General features: G+C 61.4%; 19 protein-coding genes. 16 read left to right on the top strand and 3 right to left on the bottom strand.

Going from position 1 to position 18,622, the window contains the following annotated elements:
- Window positions 1–7 precede the first annotated feature (7 nt).
- The 12 genes from C440_RS01890 to C440_RS01835 all read left to right on the top strand — a co-directional run bounded on the left by C440_RS01890 (window position 8) and on the right by C440_RS01835 (window position 12,497).
- Entirely contained in the window at window positions 8–745 is a 738-nt protein-coding gene (locus tag C440_RS01890; protein WP_241431974.1) for a hypothetical protein, read from the top strand.
- Window positions 746–747: 2 nt separating this feature from the next.
- Window positions 748–2,097 (top strand): hypothetical protein, encoded by a 1,350-nt coding sequence (locus tag C440_RS01885; protein ID WP_008317743.1) that lies wholly within the window; start codon window positions 748–750, stop codon window positions 2,095–2,097.
- A gap of 114 nt (window positions 2,098–2,211) precedes the next feature.
- The gene (locus C440_RS01880) at window positions 2,212–3,639 is read left to right on the top strand and encodes an FAD-dependent oxidoreductase (protein WP_008317741.1); all 1,428 of its coding nucleotides are present in this window, start codon (window positions 2,212–2,214) and stop codon (window positions 3,637–3,639) included.
- A 172-nt stretch (window positions 3,640–3,811) separates the two neighbouring features.
- The gene (locus C440_RS01875) at window positions 3,812–4,717 is read left to right on the top strand and encodes a DMT family transporter (protein WP_008317739.1); all 906 of its coding nucleotides are present in this window, start codon (window positions 3,812–3,814) and stop codon (window positions 4,715–4,717) included.
- Window positions 4,718–4,855: 138 nt separating this feature from the next.
- The gene (locus C440_RS01870; protein WP_008317738.1) at window positions 4,856–5,449 is read left to right on the top strand and encodes a TetR/AcrR family transcriptional regulator; all 594 of its coding nucleotides are present in this window, start codon (window positions 4,856–4,858) and stop codon (window positions 5,447–5,449) included.
- Between the two features lie 292 nt (window positions 5,450–5,741).
- Window positions 5,742–6,413 carry a hypothetical protein gene (locus C440_RS01865; protein WP_008317736.1) on the top strand — a complete coding sequence of 224 codons (672 nt, stop codon included), beginning with the start codon at window positions 5,742–5,744 and terminating at the stop codon, window positions 6,411–6,413.
- Window positions 6,414–6,634: 221 nt separating this feature from the next.
- The gene (locus C440_RS01860; RefSeq protein ID WP_049915150.1) at window positions 6,635–7,729 is read left to right on the top strand and encodes a metal ABC transporter substrate-binding protein; all 1,095 of its coding nucleotides are present in this window, start codon (window positions 6,635–6,637) and stop codon (window positions 7,727–7,729) included.
- Window positions 7,726–8,559, top strand: coding sequence for a metal ABC transporter ATP-binding protein (locus tag C440_RS01855; protein ID WP_008317732.1), 834 nt, complete (start codon window positions 7,726–7,728; stop codon window positions 8,557–8,559). The genes C440_RS01860 and C440_RS01855 overlap by 4 nt, the downstream gene beginning before the upstream one ends.
- Window positions 8,556–9,530, top strand: coding sequence for a metal ABC transporter permease (locus C440_RS01850; RefSeq protein WP_008317730.1), 975 nt, complete (start codon window positions 8,556–8,558; stop codon window positions 9,528–9,530). The genes C440_RS01855 and C440_RS01850 overlap by 4 nt, the downstream gene beginning before the upstream one ends.
- 172 nt (window positions 9,531–9,702) lie before the next feature.
- Complete coding sequence (locus C440_RS01845; protein WP_008317728.1) at window positions 9,703–10,665, top strand: methyl-accepting chemotaxis protein; 963 nt, start codon at window positions 9,703–9,705, stop codon at window positions 10,663–10,665.
- On the top strand, window positions 10,666–11,127 hold the full coding sequence (locus C440_RS01840; protein ID WP_008317727.1) for a chemotaxis protein CheW: 462 nt from the start codon (window positions 10,666–10,668) through the stop codon (window positions 11,125–11,127).
- Between the two features lie 59 nt (window positions 11,128–11,186).
- Window positions 11,187–12,497, top strand: coding sequence for an MFS transporter (locus C440_RS01835; RefSeq protein ID WP_008317726.1), 1,311 nt, complete (start codon window positions 11,187–11,189; stop codon window positions 12,495–12,497).
- Window positions 12,498–12,530: 33 nt separating this feature from the next.
- On the opposite strand, the gene C440_RS01830 is transcribed toward C440_RS01835, so the two are convergent.
- Window positions 12,531–13,145: a hypothetical protein gene (locus C440_RS01830; RefSeq protein ID WP_008317725.1), complete on the bottom strand. Its 615-nt coding sequence runs from the start codon at window positions 13,143–13,145 to the stop codon at window positions 12,531–12,533.
- 314 nt (window positions 13,146–13,459) lie between these two features.
- Here C440_RS01830 and C440_RS01825 point away from each other — a divergent pair, with 314 nt between their 5' ends.
- The 4 genes from C440_RS01825 to C440_RS01810 all read left to right on the top strand — a co-directional run bounded on the left by C440_RS01825 (window position 13,460) and on the right by C440_RS01810 (window position 16,784).
- On the top strand, window positions 13,460–14,095 hold the full coding sequence (locus C440_RS01825; RefSeq protein WP_008317724.1) for an NADPH-dependent F420 reductase: 636 nt from the start codon (window positions 13,460–13,462) through the stop codon (window positions 14,093–14,095).
- 158 nt (window positions 14,096–14,253) lie between these two features.
- Window positions 14,254–14,568 carry a HalOD1 output domain-containing protein gene (locus tag C440_RS01820; protein WP_049915215.1) on the top strand — a complete coding sequence of 105 codons (315 nt, stop codon included), beginning with the start codon at window positions 14,254–14,256 and terminating at the stop codon, window positions 14,566–14,568.
- A gap of 170 nt (window positions 14,569–14,738) precedes the next feature.
- Entirely contained in the window at window positions 14,739–16,064 is a 1,326-nt protein-coding gene (gene glmM / locus C440_RS01815; RefSeq protein ID WP_008317722.1) for a phosphoglucosamine mutase, read from the top strand.
- A gap of 108 nt (window positions 16,065–16,172) precedes the next feature.
- On the top strand, window positions 16,173–16,784 hold the full coding sequence (locus C440_RS01810; protein ID WP_008317721.1) for a nitrous oxide reductase accessory protein NosL: 612 nt from the start codon (window positions 16,173–16,175) through the stop codon (window positions 16,782–16,784).
- Window positions 16,785–16,962: 178 nt separating this feature from the next.
- On the opposite strand, the gene C440_RS01805 is transcribed toward C440_RS01810, so the two are convergent.
- A complete protein-coding gene (locus C440_RS01805; RefSeq protein ID WP_008317720.1) occupies window positions 16,963–17,385 on the bottom strand; it encodes a hypothetical protein in 423 nt (140 codons plus the stop codon).
- A gap of 795 nt (window positions 17,386–18,180) precedes the next feature.
- On the bottom strand, window positions 18,181–18,459 hold the full coding sequence (locus tag C440_RS01800; protein ID WP_008317719.1) for a PadR family transcriptional regulator: 279 nt from the start codon (window positions 18,457–18,459) through the stop codon (window positions 18,181–18,183).
- Between the last annotated feature and the right edge of the window lie 163 nt (window positions 18,460–18,622).

Genomic DNA, 18,622 nt, shown 5'->3' with positions numbered 1-18,622 from the left:
TCTACACATGTCCCTGCCGACTCGCAGACAGCTTCTCCACGCCAGTGGGGCGGCCCTCCTCACCGGACTCGCCGGCTGTTCCGGCGCGAACGGGAGCGCAAGCTTCGGTTCCGAATCCAACTCCGGGGAAACGTCCCCACACGGACCCGACCCCGACACGCTCGTCACCGACTACGACCGCCACACGATTCGTCACGAGGCAGACGAAGCCATCTTCCGGTCTGCCGACGCCAACGCTGACGACGACGACATCGACGAGTTCGTGCTCACGACGAACGAGGACCGCAAGAACCTCGATATCGTGGCGACACCGGCGGGCATCGACGACGCTCGCGCGTTCATCGACGAGACGAACTTCCAAGACGAGGGTCTGGCTATCGTCCAACACCGAGTGGACGCGTGCCGCAAAATCAAGTTGCTGTACGTTGCTTCGCCGCCGGACGAGTTCGCCAGGTTTCGATTCTGTACGGTAATCCGGGACGCTTCCGTCGAGTGCTCGACCGATGCGATGCACGTCGTCGCGTCCATTATCCGGGTTCCCAACTCGGACTCCGACGAGACTAGTTGGGGCTACAGTCGCGGGTCGAGTTGCCGACTCCCACCGTCGCTTCAGACCGAGACTGCCGATGAAGATGAGGTGGGTGTGGCTGACGAGGATGAAGTGGAGGCGGCTGACGCGACTGGGACGGCCGACGAAGAGAGCACCGCTGACGAGGATGAGGCGGCCGACGAGGAGGAGACGTAACGATGCGCCGAACGCGACGTGACGCGCTCGCCGGTCTCGGCACTGTCTGTCTCGCGGGTCTCGCCGGGTGTTCCGGTGTACTCGGCCCCAACGAGAGCGGTGAGAGTGACGACTCGTTCGACCTCGACGCATCGACAGTCCGCGAGACCGTCGCTCTCGGAACTCCGACAGTGAACAAGCGCGTCCCGGCACGGATTTCGCAGGCGTTCCTCGACGAGTTGGAGGCGCGCGTCCGCGAGCTTCTCGACTCAGCCCCCGAGTCGGCGTCCACTGTGGAGATTCCGAACGAGGCGGTTCGGAACACCTACACCGAACGGCGAGCAGATGCTCTCCGAAGTCTCGAATGGGCCGCGGAAGCCGAGACGCCGTTTGAAACGATGCGGTCGCTCACGGGTGCCTGTCAGGATGCGGCGGCGGCGCTCGCAACGTACGAGGCCGCGGTCGGAACCAGAACGGCGGACGACGTGCTTTCCGAACGCAAGCCCACCAGTGACGCTCTCCACTCGTTTTGGCTCGGACACCGCTACTTCGGTGACGACCCCAGTCAGACGCTCGTCGTTCACGCCAGCGTCGAGAACTTCGTCGCCAAGAGTGCGAACAGACTCGACAGCATGGACGAAACCAGACGCTTCGAGTCGGGCGCGCCGGCCGTTGGGGAGTTGGCTGGCGACCTCGAATCCGCGCGCGTCGCGCTCGAAAACGCCCGACACATCACCGACAGCTACTGGTCGATGCTATCCGATCCGACCGATTTCACGGACGTATTCGAGCAGACCGCGTCGTCGCTCGTCTCGTTCGTCACGGACCAGGGAGACGGCGTTCCGACCAGTGTAGCGGCGATTCTTGACGAGTTCGACCGCGACCTCGAACGGACGCCGGCCGAGTCTCTTTTCTCGGAGACGTTCGGCGGTATCTTCGCTCCTATCGACGATGCGTCCGAGGAACTCCGAAACGGCCGCCCTGCGTCCGCGTTGCTCGCCGTCCACGAGACCGAACGAAACTACCGCGCTTTCGAAGCGGCGACCGCGGCCGTTCAGGACGGACGCCTCGGTGCGGTCGAATCAGCGGCCGAGGTCCGCGACGCGAAACTCGACGCGCTCGAAGCCATCGAATCCGCGCGGTCCGCTGACGTACATCCATCACTGACGAGACGGGTGCTCTCGACTATCGACTACCCCGTCTCCGACGGCGACAATTCGTTCGAACGGGCGCTCGACGACGACCCGAGGTATCTGGCGAACGACGCGATGGGCCAGTACCGATTCGCCGCGTACGTCGCCCGTGAATCCCCGGACGTGAGTGCGTGGCTCGTCGGTGCAGTCGAAGCGGCTCGCGGCGAATCCGACTCCTGAGTCACCGAGTCTCTCCCGATTCTCCGCGTTTTCAATTCAACCAGTGGTGCGTCCGTGCGCGGCCGCTACCCCACCGAGGAAATTACGTATCGGCGACCGTATCATCTGTCTATAATGTCTGCCGAACCATTCGTCGTCGTCGGCGGCGATGCCGCCGGTCTCTCCGCCGCGAGTAAGTTTTCGCGCGCCGCCCCGGACCGCGATGTCATCGTCTTCGAGAGAGGTCGGTGGGTTTCGTACGCCCACTGCGGAACGCCCTACTTCGTGAAAGGCGAGGTCGAGCAGTTGACCGACCTCCTCTCGCTGTCGCCCGAGCAGGCCACAGAACGCGGTATCGACCTCCGACGCGAACACGAAGTCGTCGCGGTCGATACCGACGACCGAGTCGTCACGGTCGATGGGACAGATGGACAGTTCGAACAGCCGTACGGCGACCTGCTGGTTGCGACGGGTGCGCGTGCGGTGTCGGACCCCATCGAGGGTGTCGAACTCGACGGCGCGTTCACGCTCCACGGTCTCGACGACGCGGCGGCGCTCCGGGCGTATCTCATCGACCCGGCGGACGCATCGGTCGAGGCGCTCGGCGGTGGCGAATTCGTCGATGCGACGCGTGCGGCTCACTTCGCCGCGATGGAGTCGCCGTCGTCGGTCGCAATCGTCGGCGGCGGCTTCGTCGGCGTCGAGATGGCCGAGGCGTTTTCGGCCTACGATCTCGACGTACACCTGTTTCAGCGCTCGGGCCACGTGCTCCAGTCTTTCGGCGAAACGGTCGGCGAGAAGGTCGAAACGCATCTTCGAGAACGGGGCGTCACGCTTCACCTCGGCGAACCAGTCGAACGACTCCAAGGCGACGACGCGGGGCGCGTCGAGGCTGTCGTCTGTCCGGAACACGAACTCGAAGTCGATGCGGCTATGGTCGGTATCGGACTCCGCCCGAACGTCGAACTCGTCTCCGAACAAGTCGATGTCGGCGAGACCGGCGCAATTGCAATCGACGACTACGGCCAGACCAGCGCCGACCACGTCTACGCGGCGGGCGACTGCGCCGAAATCGAACACACCGTCACCGGCGCTCCGACGTGGAATACCCTCGGATTACCCGCCAATCGGGCAGGACGAGCCATCGGACAGACCGTTGCCGGAGACCCCGAACCGGTTGGAACTGTCGCCGAAACGTCAGTCGTGAAGGCGTTCGACCTCGAATGCGGACGGACCGGTCTAACCGACCTCGAAGCGGCGCGAGACGCCGGGTTCGACCCCGTCTCGAAGACAATCACTGCTGGCTCTCGTTCCGGGTACTATCCCGGTTCCGCAGAGACCACGGTGACGCTCGTCGCCGACAGAGATACCGAACGAGTGCTCGGCGGAAGCATCGTCGGAAGCGACCGCGCCGCCGTCAGAATAGACACTGTTGCAACGGCGCTGGCCGCCGAATTAACCGTCGCAGAAGTCGAGCGACTCGACCTTGGATACGCCCCGCCGTTCAGCCCCGTCTGGGACCCGGTATTGACCGCGGCGAAGGTTCTCCGTGGGTCGATGTAAGTCGGTTTCGATTACACATCCGTTTGGTCAGAGTACTCCGAACAAAACGACTATTATCGACTGTATGGTAACGATATGCTCACGTGCTGGACGAAACTACAACGAGGCTGGAACACGGAGAACCGCGGGCGAAACGTGAACGGTGCGGGCTCCGCCCCTCAGAGCGGTGTCGATGAACAACCGCGTCGCCGGCGGCTTGTTTCTGCTTCTCGGGACGCTCTGGGGGAGTTCGTTCGTCGCTATCGAGGTTGGACTCCCGTACTTCCCGCCGCTTCACTTCGCCGCGCTTCGGTACTATTTGGCAGGTCTTATCGTCCTCGGATACGCCGTCGTCTCGACCGATTACTGGCGGCCGCGAACCCGAACCGACCTCGCGCTCGTCGGTATCGCGGGGTCGCTCCTTATCGGCGGCCACCACGCCTTTCTCTATCTCGGACAGGAACACGTTCCGGGTGCTGTCGCATCCATCGTCATCAGTCTCGGCCCGGTTCTCACCGCCCTGTTCGCAACCGGACTCTTCGGCGACCACATCTCGAAACTCGGTCTCGTCGGCTTCGCACTCGGCTTTGTCGGAGTCGGACTCGTCGCCCAACCGGACCCGAACGCGCTCTTTTCCAGCGACGTGGTCGGTGTCGGCATCATCTTCGTCGCCTCCGCGTGTTTCGCACTCGGAGCGGTTCTGACGCGACCGTTTTCCTCGGACATCCCAGCCCGCACGTTGCAGGCGTGGGCGATGCTCTTGGGCGCCGGGTTGCTCCACCTGACTGGCATGCTGACGAACGAGTCGTTCGCGGCTATCCGGTGGACCGGAACCGCGATTGGCTCGCTTGTCTACCTCGCGGTCATCAGCGGTGCGGCGGCGTTCCTCATCTACTTCGAACTGCTCTCGCGCTTCGGCCCGACGCAAATCAACCTCATCGGCTATCTCGAACCCGTCTCCGCGACGCTCCTGAGTTGGCTGTTCTTGGAGAAACTCATCGACCCGCTTACCGCGCTCGGATTCGTCTCTATCTTCGCCGGGTTCGCGCTCATCAAACGCCGGGCGCTCGGCGAGTTAGTCTCCTCTGTCGGACGATAGCGACGACGCGGCGGCGACACTGCGGCCGCGTTCGCTGATATCCGTCGCTCTCGTTCTCGGTCTCGTGATGTTCTGTACTTCCATCGAAGGGGAGCAACGCACACAAGTACCCGTGCGAGCGAACACTTACTCAGTTCGATGCCCGCTGATTCAGTGCCTCCAGAACAAAAAGCACAGATTGCACACGCCGTCCGCAAGGCGCTCGCCAAACACGGCTACGCCCGACTGACGACGAAGAAAGTGGCCGCAGAGAGCGAAAAAAGCGAGGCCGGTCTCTACTACTACTACGATTCGAAAGACGAGATGATCGTCGCCTTTCTCGACACGTCCGTTGATTACCTCGCGCGCCGTCTCGACGAAATCGACGCGGACGGTCCCGAAGCGCGACTCCGCGCAGTCTGCGATATCCTTCTCGTTGACGAGACCGACGACGCGGCCGCTGGCGTCAACATCGCCGTCATGGAACTCCTCTCGCACGCCCCGCACAACGAGACGCTCCGGGAACCACTTCTCAGGATGGAACGTCACACGCTGGACGTCATCGCAGATATCGTCCGCGACGGCGTCGAACAGGACGTCTTCCGTGACGTTGACCCCGAAGGAACGGCGGCGTTCGTCCTCTCGGCCACGGACGGTTACACCGGATTCGCGCTCGCACTCGGGATGGATGGCATCGGCGACCGCCTCCGCGACGCCCTCGACGTGTACATCGACTCAATTCTCGCGGAATAGCTGGTTTTAGGCTCCGAACGCACTGATTCTCGGATTCACCGTTTTGTGGACTCTGTATGTGCGGACACGATTTGAAGCTAAGTAAGTACTTACTCAGTAGATTTATATCGCTTGTCGAACGACACAGAAGCATGTCACAACCAATCAGTCGTCACGCCGTGCGACGGCACCGAGGGAGCGATTCACCCCGTTCAGTCGCGGCCACGTTCGAAGCGTCGAGTGCAGACCGCTCGATTCCGATCACAGTAGCGTCGATTCCGCCACATCTCCCAACTTCGGAGGGTCTCGACTGATGGGTCTCGTCGAGGACGCGACGCTCGGCATCCACATTCTCGCGGGATTCGCGGCGCTGTTCGCAGGACTCGGGGCAATCGTCACGAAGAAAGGCGGTCGGCGTCACCGGCGTGCTGGCCGTATCTTCGTCGCTGGGATGGCTGTCGTCGCCGTCACTTCGCTCGTGTTGTTCGTCATTAATCCGAGTCGAGGCCGGACCTTCCTCGCGCTCGTCGCCGTCTTCAGCTACTACTTCGTCTTCTCCGGTGATCGCATTCTCGCGCGAAAACGTCCGACTGACCGGCCGGAATCGCTCGATTGGGTTGCCGTCGGACTCCTGACGCTCTCCGGTCTCGGCCTGCTCGTCATGGGAGTGTTTCGGCTCCTCGCGGGAGATAGCTTCGCCACGGTGATGTTAGCCTTCGGTTCCGCCGGAACCGGTTTCGGCGTTCGTGATATCCAAGCCTTCCGCCGAGCGGAGTCGGAGTCCCGCGAGTGGTTCTACGAACATATCGGCCGGATGGGTGCTGGATACATCGCCACGGTGACCGCGTTTTCGTCAGTTAACTTTGACTTTCTCCCGACCGTCGCGGCGTGGCTGTGGCCGACTGTCGTCGGCACGCCGCTCATCTACGTCACGATTCGCAAGTACAAGCTTCAGTCGGCCGGTTCTGGGCCTGCACCAAACTGACACACGCTGTTTCTCTCTATCACCTCACCTCACCTCACCTCACCTCACCTCACCTCACCTCACCTCACCTCACCCCGACCGCTCCCCGCTACTACTCTCCGACACCGATTTTGACCCCGATGGACAGCGGCCGAACCACGCTCTGGACGGTACTTCCAGAGATAATAAAAATACAAACCAAGATAATAGCACTTATTATCTACTATGAGTTTTCTATTAACATGCAATCACAGACTCGACGCGCGTTCCTCGCATCAGTCTCCGGAATCACCGCCGCTGGGTTGGCTGGTTGTCTCGGGTCCGGAACGACCGCACAGGATTCCACGACGGCAACCGCGACGGCGTCGTTTTTCGTCTTCGGCGACGTCGCGCGGCACGTCGCAGGCGACGCCGCCAGCGCCGAAACGCTCGTTCCGACGGGGCAACACGGCCACGGGTGGGAACCCGACCCGGACATTCAGGGTCGCGTTCTCGAATCCGACCTGTTCGTCCACGGCCCGACGACCTTCCAGCCGTGGGCCGACGATATTCTCACCGCGCTCGATGCCGACGACTCGGCGGTCACGACCGTCGATATCGCCGCCAACGTGGACCTCCACGAGTTCGACGACGACGAACACGACCACGACAGCCACAGCGACCACGAGGCAGACGCTCGCCACAACGAGAACGACACACACCACAACGATAGCGATGTCCACCACAACGAGAACGACACGCATCACGACGACCACGACGAGGGCGACGCCCACCACGACGACCATAGTCACAATCACGGACCGGTTGACCCGCACTTCTGGATGGACCCTCACCGAGTCGAAACCGCGACCGAGACGCTCCGAGACGCGTTCCAGTCCGTCGATGACGCGAACGCCGACGCGTACGCCGAAAACGCTGAGTCGTACCGAAAATCGCTTTCTGACCTCCACGCGGCGTACGAGTCCGGTCTCGAAACCCGCGAACGCGACGTAATTCTCGTCGCCGGACACAACGCGTTCGGCTATCTATCGGACCGCTACGGGTTCGACATCGTCGCGCTCACCGGCCTGTCGCCCGACGAAGAACCGTCTCCCCGAGACATCGAACGCGCACAGGAAGCCATCGCAGAACACGGGATTCGACACGTTCTTTCCGACCCGCTCACGTCCGACCGGGCGGCGAACCAACTCGTCGCCGAAACCGACGCCGAAGATGTGCTTCCGTTCACGCCGATTCCCGGCCTCACACAGGAGTGGGCCGACGAGAACTGGGGATACATCGATATCATGCGAAACGTGAACCTTCCGTCGCTTCGGACTGCTCTCGACGCGCGATGACCGCCGTTTCACTCGACGACGTCGCCTTCTCGTACGGCGACATTCCGGTCATCGACGGTATCTCGCTTGACGTCGCGCAGGGCGAGTTTCTCGGACTCGTCGGCCCGAACGGGTCTGGAAAGAGCACGCTCCTGTCGTTGATGCTCGGACTTCAGCGTCCCGACCACGGCGAGGTACAACTGTTCGGCGAGTCGGCACACCAGTTCTCCGACGGAGAGCGAATCGCCTACGTCGCACAGGACGTGACGAAGACGGCCCGAGACATGCCCATCACGGTCCGAGAGGTCGTCCGGATGGGTCGCTATCCGCGAAGTCTGTTCGGCCGCTTTTCCGACGCCGACCACGAGGCGGTCGAAACCGCGCTCGACCGCGTGGCTATCGCGGACCTCGCGGACCGCCGCGTCGGGTCTCTCTCGGGCGGTCAGCGCCAACGCGTGTTCGTCGCCCGAGCGCTCGCCGCCGAGGCCGACTTGCTCGCCCTCGACGAACCGACCGTCGCTCTCGATGCGGCGTCCCGCGAGTCGTTCTACGACCTTCTCGGCGACCTGAACGAAGCGGGAATGACTATCGTCCTCGTCGAACACGATATCGGCGTCGTGACGACCCGCGCATCCCGAATCGCGTGTCTGAACAAACAACTCTACTTCCACGGCCGCGCCGACGAGTTTGCCGACAGCGACGCGCTCGCGGCGGCCTACGGCGCGAATCAGCGCGTGCTCGCTCACGACCACACTGACGCACACGACCACCACGCCCACGGAGCACACGGTCACGAGCCGACCAACGATTCCAACGCGACTAGCGCCAACACCTCGGAGGAACAGCAGTGACTGGATTCGACGCGCTCACGGCACTCGCCGCGCTCCCGTTTTCCGACCTGTTCGCGCCGCTGTTCGTCGTCAACACGATTTCGGGGCTGTTCGATTGGTTCCTGCGGGTCGTCGTTGACGGCGTCTTCTCGTGGGTCGCCGCTGTGACAGGCCTACAGTTCTTGTCGTACCCCTACATGCAACGGGCCTATCTGTCGGTGTTCTGTATCGGCATCGTCGGCCCGCTCGTCGGGTCGTTTCTCGTCTACCGCGACCTCTCGATGGTCGGCGACACGCTCGCGCACACGGCGTTCGCAGGCGTCGCCGTCGCCCTCTTTCTCGATGCGACGCTGGCGCTTACGGTTCCGCCGCTGGTTGGCGCGCTCGTCGTCGCCGTCCTCGCGGCGCTCGTCGTTCAGGTGCTCGTGGAGTACACGGACGCTCGAAGCGATGCCGCGCTCGCAATGGTCCTGACAGGCGGATTCGCGCTCGGGAGCGTCCTCATCTCGCTGACCGGCGGCGGCATCTCGGTCGGCATCAATCAGTATCTCTTTGGGTCGCTTGCGACCGTCTCGCGGGCCGACGTGGGCCTGCTCGTCTCGATGGGTCTCGTCGTCGTCGTCGGCGTCTCGGTCGCGTACCGGCCGCTCCTGTTCGTGACGTTCGACGAGACCGCCGCCCGCGCGTCACGCGTCCACGTCCGGGCGGTCAACACGCTCCTGTCGATTCTGACCGCATTCGTCGTCGTCAGCGCGATGCGAATCATGGGCGTCATCCTCGTCGCGGCGCTCCTCGTCATCCCCGTCGTGACCGTCTCCAGAGCGGGCCGAAGCTACAAACACTCGCTCTGGCTCGGCATCTTCGCAGGCGAAATCGCCGGTATCGCCGGGGTCACGCTCGCGTACCTGTACGGACTCGCCGCCGGCGGGTCGATTGTCCTCGTCGCCATCGGCGGGTTCGTCGCCGTCCAACTCGGTCTCCGCGCTCGCTGACGCGCGTTCGCCGCGACCAGCCAGTTGGTGCGGTCTCAGTATCCGAAATCACACGGCAATTCCTTCTTGTTACTGTCGTACCCCGGATATTTTATCTTCTTTTTCCAGCATCCTATTATCAAGTTTGATTTTGAAAATAAACCCTTATACCCGTTGTAGTTCTTGAACACCTATGCCATCAAACCGGGGAGACAACTTTGGCGGCCGCGCTGGCGGTGCGGCGGGTGCAGACGATGTTCTCGACGACGTAGACGACGCGGACGACCTAACCGAGGAAATCGACACGGCGATTACCGAACTTGCCGAAGCGTCCGAGAGCGTCGCTATCAGCTCACAGGACATTAGCGACCTTGCGACTACGCAATCGTCGAACATGCACGAGGTCGCAGGCGAGGTGTCGAATCTGAGCGCCAGCGTCGAGGAAATCGCCTCCAGCGCCGACCAGACGAAAGCGATGAGCGACCAGGCCCGCGAACTCGCGGCTGAGGGCCGTGACTCGGCCGACAACGCGGCGGACGCGATGGAGACCGTTGACGACGTGACGACCGACGTGTACGACGAAATCGTCGAACTCCGACGCAAAGTAGATCAAATCGACAGCGTGGTCGAAGTGATAAACGAAATCGCCGACCAGACGAATCTCCTCGCGCTCAACGCCTCCATCGAGGCGGCCAGAGCGGGCGAGGCGGGCGCTGGTTTCGCCGTCGTCGCCGACGAGGTAAAGAGCCTCGCCGAGCAGTCCCGAGAGAGCGTCTCGGAAATCGAAGATGTCGTCGTCGATATTCAGCAGTCCACCGCGACGACCGTCAAGAACATTGAAGCCGCCAACGACGAGGTCAACGACGGTATCTCGGAAGTCTCTTCGGCCGTCACTGCGCTTCGGAGCATCGACTCCGCGGTCGGCGAGGCGGCCGCCGGTGCGGAGGAAGTCGCTCGCGCGACAGACCAGCAAGCGGCCAGCACCGAGGAGGTTGCGAGTCTCGTTGACGAGACGGCCCGCGGCGCGGAGGAAGTCGCCGACGAAATCAACCAAATCGCGGCCGCGGCCGAAGAACAGACGACCAAAATCTCGGAGGTTGCGGTTCTCTTAGACCACCTCGACGAACGCGGCGTGTCCAACACGCGAGGACTGTAAATGTCGCTCGGAGACAACGCCGAGGCTGATGCCGACGCCGACGCCCAGTCGATTTCCGACGAACCGACGCAGGTGCTGGAGTTCGAAATCGGCGACGAGCGCTACTGCGTCGTCCTCGATTCTGTCACGGAAATCATCGACCGGCAACCGGTCCGTTCGCTCCCGGACGTGCCGCCGCACGTCGTCGGCGCGATGGACTACCGCGGCGTGACGACGACGCTCGTCGATACCGCTCGCTTGCTCGGCGTCGGTTCGAACCCCGACGCGCCGCGGGTCATCGTTTTCGACGCCGCGGACGAGGAGGCGACCGTCTACGGTTGGCTGGTTGACGAAGTAGACCGCGTGACCGACGTTGACCCCGACACCGTCGATGACGCTCCCTTTGGCGACGACCGAACGCGCGGTATCGTCCGAAGCGACGACGGACTCGTCGTTTGGGTTGACCCACCGACGACCGACTGACTCGCCTCGCCTGCGACGGGCCTATACCTTCTTAATCACACACGCAGACCGAATACTCGATGGAAACCCGTCGAGACGCCGTCGATACTTTCGATTCGTTCCGGCAGTTCATCGGTCTCGAACGCGACGTACTCGTTCTCTCTTTGGCGATGTTCGCGTTCAGTCTGTCCTTTCAGATGACTGGACGGTACGTCCCGGAGTATCTCCGCGCGCTCGGGACCGGTGCGACTGTCGTCGGCCTGTACGGCAGTGTGGGAAACCTCATCGGCGCGCTCTATCCCTACCCGGGTGGGTCCATATCCGATAGACTCGGGTCGCGTCTCTCGTTGACGCTGTTCGGAACGCTTTCGTCTGCTGGATTTCTCCTGTGGTTCGTCGCACCCGAGGTCGGCGCGGTGACGCTTGCCGGCGTCTCGCTCGACCCATGGATTTGGATATTCGTCGGACTGTTTCTCACGCAGGCGTGGAAGTCGTTCGGACTGGGCGCAACGTTCGCAATCGTCAAACAGAGTGTTCCGCCCGAACGGCTGGCGATGGGTTTCGCAAGCACGGAGATATTCCGACGCATCGGCTTTCTTCTCGGGCCGCTCATCGCGGCCGCACTACTGGCGGCCACGGCGAATTTCATCACCGGCTTTCAGTACGTGCTCGTCATTGCGGCGGCGTTCGGCATCGTCGCCACGGTCGCACAACACGTCCTTTACGACGCCAAAGAGGACTCGATTGGCAAGTCGTTCGAAGGGCTTGCACAACTCCGCGAGGACCTCCGGTCGCTTCCCGAGACGCTCCGCCCGCTCCTCGTCGCCGACACGCTCATCCGGTTCGCAAACGGCATGGTGTACGTCTTTTTCGTCCTCGTCGTCACCGACTTCCGAACCCTCGGGTTCTCCGCGTTCGGTATCTCGCTCCGCCCCGACGCCTTCTTCGGCATCTTACTCGGCGTCGAGATGGTTATCGCCCTCTTGACGAAACTCCCCGTCTCGAAACTCGCTGAGCGGACCGGTCTCAAACCCGTCGTCGGCCTCGGCTTTTCGGTGTACGCGCTCTTTCCGGCGCTTCTCATCTTGGCCCCGCCGAACCAGTGGCTGTTCGTGGCGCTCTTTGCCTTCTCGGGGCTTCGGTTCGCCGGCCTTCCGGCCCACAAAGCGCTCATCGTCGGCCCGGCGGAGCGAAACGCCGGCGGGCGCGTCACCGGGGCGTACTACCTCGTTCGCAACACCATCGTCATTCCAAGCGCGGCACTCGGCGGGTGGCTCTACGCGAGGGACCCGACGATAGCGTTCTCCGTCGCGTCACTCGTCGGCATCGTCGGTCTCGGCTACTTCGCGCTTCGCGGAAAAGAGTTCGAGGCGTACGCGGGTGGAGCCTGACGACCCTCGCGCCTGCGGCGCAAACTTCGGAAGTTAGCTCTTCGGCCGTATCAGATCGACTTCGTAGTAGTACATCTGTTCGAGGTCGCCTTCGAACTGGAGGTGGAGAAGCGCGTTGTCCTCCGCTTCGAGGTTACTGCTGATGTCGTTTGCTTCGGCAACGATGTCGTCTTCTTCGTCGTACATCCGCGCTTCGACGCGCATCCGGCCGATGCTGTAGGGGGTCTTGACTGCCATTCCAATCCGGTAGGTTCCGGCTTCACTATCGGCTGTCGCGTAGTTCTGCCACGACTTGGCGTTCTGGAAGTCCGACGAGACGATGACACCCGGAATATCACCTTTCAGCAGGAGCGTGCCGACAACTTCGGGGTCGTCATCGTCGCGCTCGAAGTCGATTCGTTCTTCGGGCGACACCGGTGTCGGTTCGGGGGTTGCGGTCGGTTCCGACTCGGTTGGCTCCGCGGTCGGCTCCGGCGTCGCCGTTTCGGGCGTCTGTTCGGCGGTTTCACGACCTGAATCCTCGTCGTCCCGTTCGCTCCCATCGCTTTGTGCGTCGTCCGGTTGCGTGCTTCCGCCGCCGATGCCCAGACAGCCGGAGACGAGCACGATACCCGTCCCAACGCCGCCGAGGAACTTGCGTCTGTCCATGACTGTCGTATCTCCATATGTATACTAAATTATGATTGTGCTGAAAAGCTGAAGATTCCGATATCGTGAGCGTCTGGAGTGGTTATGCTGTTCATTACGATATTTGTCGCACTTGTTATGGGTTGGGCGAGTGAGTTGTAGGCGACTCTTGGCGATTCGCATTCCGGTCTAATATCCAACAACTATCCTAACCGGACGGAAGAAGGTACCATAAACATACCATTCTGGCAGAAGAAAACTAACAGCGTACGAGAGCGTGTACGACCCGTGGAACGCACGCAAAGATTCAACTTGTCAAAAATCCATCTTTGTCTATGGAAATTGGGATACTCGGTTCTGGTCGGCTCGGGGGGACGCTGGCACAACTGTTCGTCGAGGCGGGCCACGAAGTCGCAATTGCGAATGCGCGTGGTCCCGAGTCGATGCAAGACCTCGCTGAGACGCTCGGGCCGCGACTCACGCCGAAGACACAGGAGCAGGCGGTGCAGTTCGGCTCTCTCGTTTTCCTCGCGCTTCCCTTCCGGAAACGAGAGTCGCTTCCCGACGCCGACCGTTTCGCCGAGAAAATCGTCGTCGATGCGATGAATCCGTACACGGAGAACTTCCACGTCATCGACCTCGACGAGGACACCTCGTCGGAACTCGTCGCGGCGCAACTGCCCGAGGCGAGCGTCGTCAAGGCATTCAACACGATACACTGGGAGACGTTGCGTGACTTTGGCCACCCCGAACTCCCGGAGTCAGAACGGTACGCTATCTTCCTCGCCGGAGACGACCCGAAGGCGAAAACGACGGTTGCAGACCTGATACGCGACATCGGTTTCGGCCCGGTCGATGTTGGCGGTCTCGTCCCCGGTGGCGAACTACTGGAACCCGGCTCCGCGTTGTATAAACGTGAAACTTCGACCATAGAGGCCCACGAAACGGTCCGTAAATTACGCGCTCGGTGAGTCAATGTCACTTTCTTATGTCTTTCATGATTGTTGATTGTGTATAGTTTGTGCTACACTTCTAATCCGTCGCAATCCGTGACATTCACGAACTCGAACTGTTCACAAATAGCATGGATTTAAGAACTACCGTCTCGGAACGAAGGATGTCAGGCACCATGATGGCACAGACGAAACGCTGGAAGAATTCACGCGTAACGTACGACGATGCGACCGGGGCATATCGAATTGACCGAGACACGCGAGAACCACTCAGTACTAACGTGGTTCTCAGCATCGCGGCAATCGAGGACGTTCAACCGACGCAACTCCCACCGCTCGCCAACACGATAGATCCAGACGCGCTCGATTCCGTGTTTGGTTGTTCGAACGATGCAATTCTCTCTTTTTCTTACGCCGGGTACCGGGTTACACTTGATGCACTCGGCTCGCTCGAAGTAGTCCCCGTCGGCACCGCTCAGCCCCTCCAGTAACGCGAGTGCTGTAGCGCCGACACTCATCCATCGATGCCGAACTGACCCGTGAGCGCCGCCTGCGCGGTATCGACCGACCCCACCGCCGTCATCCAGTAGGAACTGCCTGACGTAATTCTCCCACCAGTAGGCGATGTATACCAAAACGTTCTGTTAGCCTTTCACATGGTATGTTCGGAACGAGTGGAATCCGGGGTCCGGTTGGCCGAACCGTGACCGCCGAACTTGCCCTCCGAATCGGCCGCGCGGTCGGGTGTGACGCCCGAACCGTCGTCGTGGGCCAAGATGCCCGGCTCAGCGGCGACGTGCTCGCAGATGCAGTCAGTGCTGGCGTCCGCGAGTGCGGTGCAGATGTCGTCCGCCTCGGTGTCACCTCGACACCGACTGTCGCCCGCGCAGTTGGATGGATGGGCGCAGACGCCGGAATCGGAATCACCGCCTCGCACAACCCCGCTTCGGACAACGGGTTGAAGCTCTGGACGCCGAGCGGCCGCGCCTTCGACAGGTCACAGACCCGCGATATCGTTCACCGACTCAACCGGGGCGAAATCCCGCTCGCCGACTGGGACACCCTCGGCGAAGAACGACTCTGGCCCGACGCGCCAGCGCGTCATATCGACTGTCTCGCCTCGTCGTTTGACTCTCTCGACGACGTCTCCGTCGCGTTCGACCTCGGAAACGGAGCGGGTCGCGTCTCCGTCGATGCGCTTTATGAACTCGGGGCGACGGTCAACACGATTGACGGCCAACCGGACGGCCGATTCCCTGCCCGGAAGAGTGAGCCGACCGCCGAAACGCTCACAGCACTCAGACGAACCGTCCCCGCGCTCGATGCGGACGTCGGTCTCGCACACGACGGCGACGCCGACAGACTCGTCGCCGTTGACGAGACCGGCGCATACGTCTCGGGTGACGCTCTCCTCGCGCTCTTCGCGCGCGATGTCGTCTCATCCGGTGACGCGATTGCCGTCCCCATCGACACGAGCCTTCTCGTCCAGGATGTCGTCGAGCGCATCGGCGGGCGCGTCACCTACACGCCCGTCGGCGACGTGTATGTCGCGGAGACCGTCGCCGAACGCGGGTACGTCTTCGGCGGCGAACCCTCGGGTGCGTGGATTTGGCCCGACGAGACGCTCGCCCCCGACGGGCATTACGCGGCGCTCAAACTCGCCGCACTCGTCGCACGTGACGGCCCGCTCTCCGAGCAGGTCGCCTCGCTCGGTCAGTCGGAGTACACCACTCGGCGAACGAGCATCTCGTTCGAGCACAAACACCAGGCCATGGACCGTATCGCCCGCGACATTCACGCCACCTACGACGAGGTGGACACCATCGACGGTATCCGCGTCGATACCGACGACGGGTGGTTCCTCGTCCGGGCGAGCGGCACCGAACCGCTCGTCCGTATCACAGCCGAAGCGCGCGACTCGGCCGACGCCGACCGACTCTTCGAGGACGTTCGCTCGCTCGTTGAGGGAGCGCGCGCCGTCGCTTGAACGCCACTCCACCGTTCTTCTCAAACCGTTGTTAGTGTGGTTGTCGCATGCGGTAGGCGCTTCTCACGGTTTAAGTCGGTAGCAACCGACAGTCGCACGAACGAACCGATGTACGACGATACCCGTTCCGGCGACGAGTCTACCGATTTGCTCACGCGCCGCACAGCAACGAAAGCACTCTCGGTCGGCGCGCTCGCCGCCCTCGCGGGATGCATCGGAACGACTTCCGAATCGGAGTCCAAGCCCGACCCTATCGACCTCTCCGGCGGCAAGGAAGACGACCAAGGAGGGATGGTAATCGGGCTTCACGCCGGACCCAACGGCCAGATATTCTACCGCGACGAGTCGCCGGACGACCACGACAATCCGGCGTGGTTTCACACGCTGAGCATGGGTCTCTTCCCGTACTACTTCGAACACGAACAGATGGGCTGGGAGACAGAAGCCATCTACGTCACCGACTACTCGGTGGTCGAGTACGAACTCACGACCGAAGACGGAGATACCTTCATTTCGACGCACACCGACGCGGACACCTTCGGCGACGCCACGGAGATGACGTACGTCGTCGATAGCGAGGTGCTCGGCGGCATGGGGAAAGACCTGATACCGTTCTCGTCAAGCTCCGATGCGGATGACTTCGCCGAGGAGCACGGCGGTTCCACCGTCGTTTTCGACGATGTTACCAGTTCGTGGCTGAGCGGATACATGCGCTCGTAGGTCGCTGACAAGACCGCTCGTCTCCACTCTTCTCTCTACCCTCTCCTCCTGCGTATCTCTCACCTCTCGCCGCTCGCCTCGATACGCTACTTACGAGTCTCGTCTTCGATTCGGACCGCATCCTCGACACCGTCGCTTCCGGCGTATCTGCGAGAAAATGAGTCGCTGAACTATCGTTTCAGAACGAGTCGTCGGGGACTCTGACGCCGTCAACGTAGACCGACACGGAATCGGTCGATTGGAAGTTCGTGATGTCGCCGGCGAAGTTGTAGCTTCGGGAGCCGTCGTTGACGGTTCCCTCGGCGGCCGGACCGACCGCTCCGGTCGTACTGAGTGCGCCGTTCGAATGGAGTGGTGAAATCTCTCCGCTCACAGTCACCTCGAACGAAGAGACCGAACCGGTTCCTGCGACGACCAGCGTGTGCATCTCGTCGTCGGCAGTTGGTTCATTGGACTGTGCTGTCGCCGAGCCGACTCCGGCAACACTCGTGAGCGCGCCTGCACCCGCAACTGACCCACAGAGAGTGAGATATTTGCGTCTGTTGACGGCGTCGTCAGTCGTGCTTTCGGGGTCCTGCTCGGTGGACCGTTCACTTACCATATTGCAGGGGTTGCAGATTAACTCCATAAATGTTGCGGTAATTACATTAGTAGGAATCTGTGAATATCTATCCGTGATACTAATCGGTCCCTTATCGTCCGATTCTCTGATACATTTTGGCGGGTCGAATTAAACGCTAAAACCGGCGTACTTCGCCGTATTATTGTCGAATTAAGCAAATTCTTATGACCGCATTAACGCGACTAAGCTACGGCTCTGAAGAAGGTATTATATCTGATATATTCTCGTAGTTCAGATTGTACTTAAATATGATATATCTGGTCGGTCTGGGGTCGATTTGGACCGGCCTCCAGCGCGTGGTTCCCGTCCGGGCTGTCGATGTGCGGCCCACCCGAGGCGATGTCCGGTTCCTCGAAGCGAAACGTTCCCACGGTTCGTCGAGCATCATCCTGTTCTCACGCCGGGTCGCACGCGAGATTCCTCTGACAGATTACTCGCGCGGCCGTTCTCGGTCTCTCGACTCGTGTTTCTCGTCTGTCTCGACGTCTCTCGGTTCGTCCGCCGTTGCTCTCGTGTGCGTATCTTGCGGTGGTTCGAGTTCGGCGTACCGTGTACGTGATTCTGCTGAGTCAGTCCGCGACGTAATGAGACTGCGGTGTGCCGCGGCTGTTCGTCCTCTCGCCTGTGTCCTATTGTTCGCGTCCGTCTCGTGCGTGCCGTACTGTTTGCGTCCGCGCCTGTTTTCGGACTGCGTGACAGGCGTGCCACTCCCGCTCCCTCCGTCTGCTCGAATAGACGTTTCTCTCCTTCCCGCGCGAAACCGCTACGTTCGGTTCAGCCGAGGAAATCGACGTGTTGATTCTCCCACTCTCGGCGTTCGATAATGGACTCTCGACCCTTCTCGGACATCTCGTAGAAGTTCGTTCGGCGGTCGTGTTGACCTTTATTGACGTATCCTTGTTCGACGAGCGCGTCGAGATTCGGGTACAATCGGCCGTGATTCACCTCTCCGACGTCTGCGCTGATCATCTCTTTTACCTCTTGTCCGGATGGCCGTTCGGCACCGGCGATCACGTACAGCAGGTCGCGCTGGAAGCCAGTCAATTCGAACATGTAGTCTCGAATCTAAGTATCGCCGCCATCCGGTATTGTTAGCCACCTCTATACTGGTTATTTGGCTTCCTTACTGCCGATTTTTGCTTTTTTTCGCAGTTTTCATTTGAGACGTTTCCTACGCCGTGCTGACGGGTAATCCTCATCAGTATCGAGATTCATT

The sequence above is a fragment of the Haloferax mucosum ATCC BAA-1512 genome, assembly GCF_000337815.1.
In the GTDB taxonomy this organism is placed as follows: domain Archaea; phylum Halobacteriota; class Halobacteria; order Halobacteriales; family Haloferacaceae; genus Haloferax; species Haloferax mucosum.
The sequence above is the reverse complement of the archived record's forward strand: the minus strand, read 5'-3'. Positions and strand labels throughout refer to the sequence as shown.

Excerpts from the sequence above, each read along its gene's own strand:
- C440_RS01890 (WP_241431974.1), top strand. The coding sequence starts at position 8 with ATGTCCCTGCCGACTCGCAGACAGCTTCTCCACGCCAGTGGGGCGGCC.
- C440_RS01885 (WP_008317743.1), top strand. The coding sequence starts at position 748 with ATGCGCCGAACGCGACGTGACGCGCTCGCCGGTCTCGGCACTGTCTGT.
- C440_RS01880 (WP_008317741.1), top strand. The coding sequence starts at position 2,212 with ATGTCTGCCGAACCATTCGTCGTCGTCGGCGGCGATGCCGCCGGTCTC.
- C440_RS01875 (WP_008317739.1), top strand. The coding sequence starts at position 3,812 with ATGAACAACCGCGTCGCCGGCGGCTTGTTTCTGCTTCTCGGGACGCTC.
- C440_RS01870 (WP_008317738.1), top strand. The coding sequence starts at position 4,856 with ATGCCCGCTGATTCAGTGCCTCCAGAACAAAAAGCACAGATTGCACAC.
- C440_RS01865 (WP_008317736.1), top strand. The coding sequence starts at position 5,742 with ATGGGTCTCGTCGAGGACGCGACGCTCGGCATCCACATTCTCGCGGGA.
- C440_RS01860 (WP_049915150.1), top strand. The coding sequence starts at position 6,635 with ATGCAATCACAGACTCGACGCGCGTTCCTCGCATCAGTCTCCGGAATC.
- C440_RS01855 (WP_008317732.1), top strand. The coding sequence starts at position 7,726 with ATGACCGCCGTTTCACTCGACGACGTCGCCTTCTCGTACGGCGACATT.
- C440_RS01845 (WP_008317728.1), top strand. The coding sequence starts at position 9,703 with ATGCCATCAAACCGGGGAGACAACTTTGGCGGCCGCGCTGGCGGTGCG.
- C440_RS01840 (WP_008317727.1), top strand. The coding sequence starts at position 10,666 with ATGTCGCTCGGAGACAACGCCGAGGCTGATGCCGACGCCGACGCCCAG.
- C440_RS01835 (WP_008317726.1), top strand. The coding sequence starts at position 11,187 with ATGGAAACCCGTCGAGACGCCGTCGATACTTTCGATTCGTTCCGGCAG.
- C440_RS01830 (WP_008317725.1), bottom strand. The coding sequence starts at position 13,145 with ATGGACAGACGCAAGTTCCTCGGCGGCGTTGGGACGGGTATCGTGCTC.
- C440_RS01825 (WP_008317724.1), top strand. The coding sequence starts at position 13,460 with ATGGAAATTGGGATACTCGGTTCTGGTCGGCTCGGGGGGACGCTGGCA.
- C440_RS01820 (WP_049915215.1), top strand. The coding sequence starts at position 14,254 with ATGATGGCACAGACGAAACGCTGGAAGAATTCACGCGTAACGTACGAC.
- glmM (WP_008317722.1), top strand. The coding sequence starts at position 14,739 with ATGTTCGGAACGAGTGGAATCCGGGGTCCGGTTGGCCGAACCGTGACC.
- C440_RS01810 (WP_008317721.1), top strand. The coding sequence starts at position 16,173 with ATGTACGACGATACCCGTTCCGGCGACGAGTCTACCGATTTGCTCACG.
- C440_RS01805 (WP_008317720.1), bottom strand. The coding sequence starts at position 17,385 with ATGGTAAGTGAACGGTCCACCGAGCAGGACCCCGAAAGCACGACTGAC.
- C440_RS01800 (WP_008317719.1), bottom strand. The coding sequence starts at position 18,459 with ATGTTCGAATTGACTGGCTTCCAGCGCGACCTGCTGTACGTGATCGCC.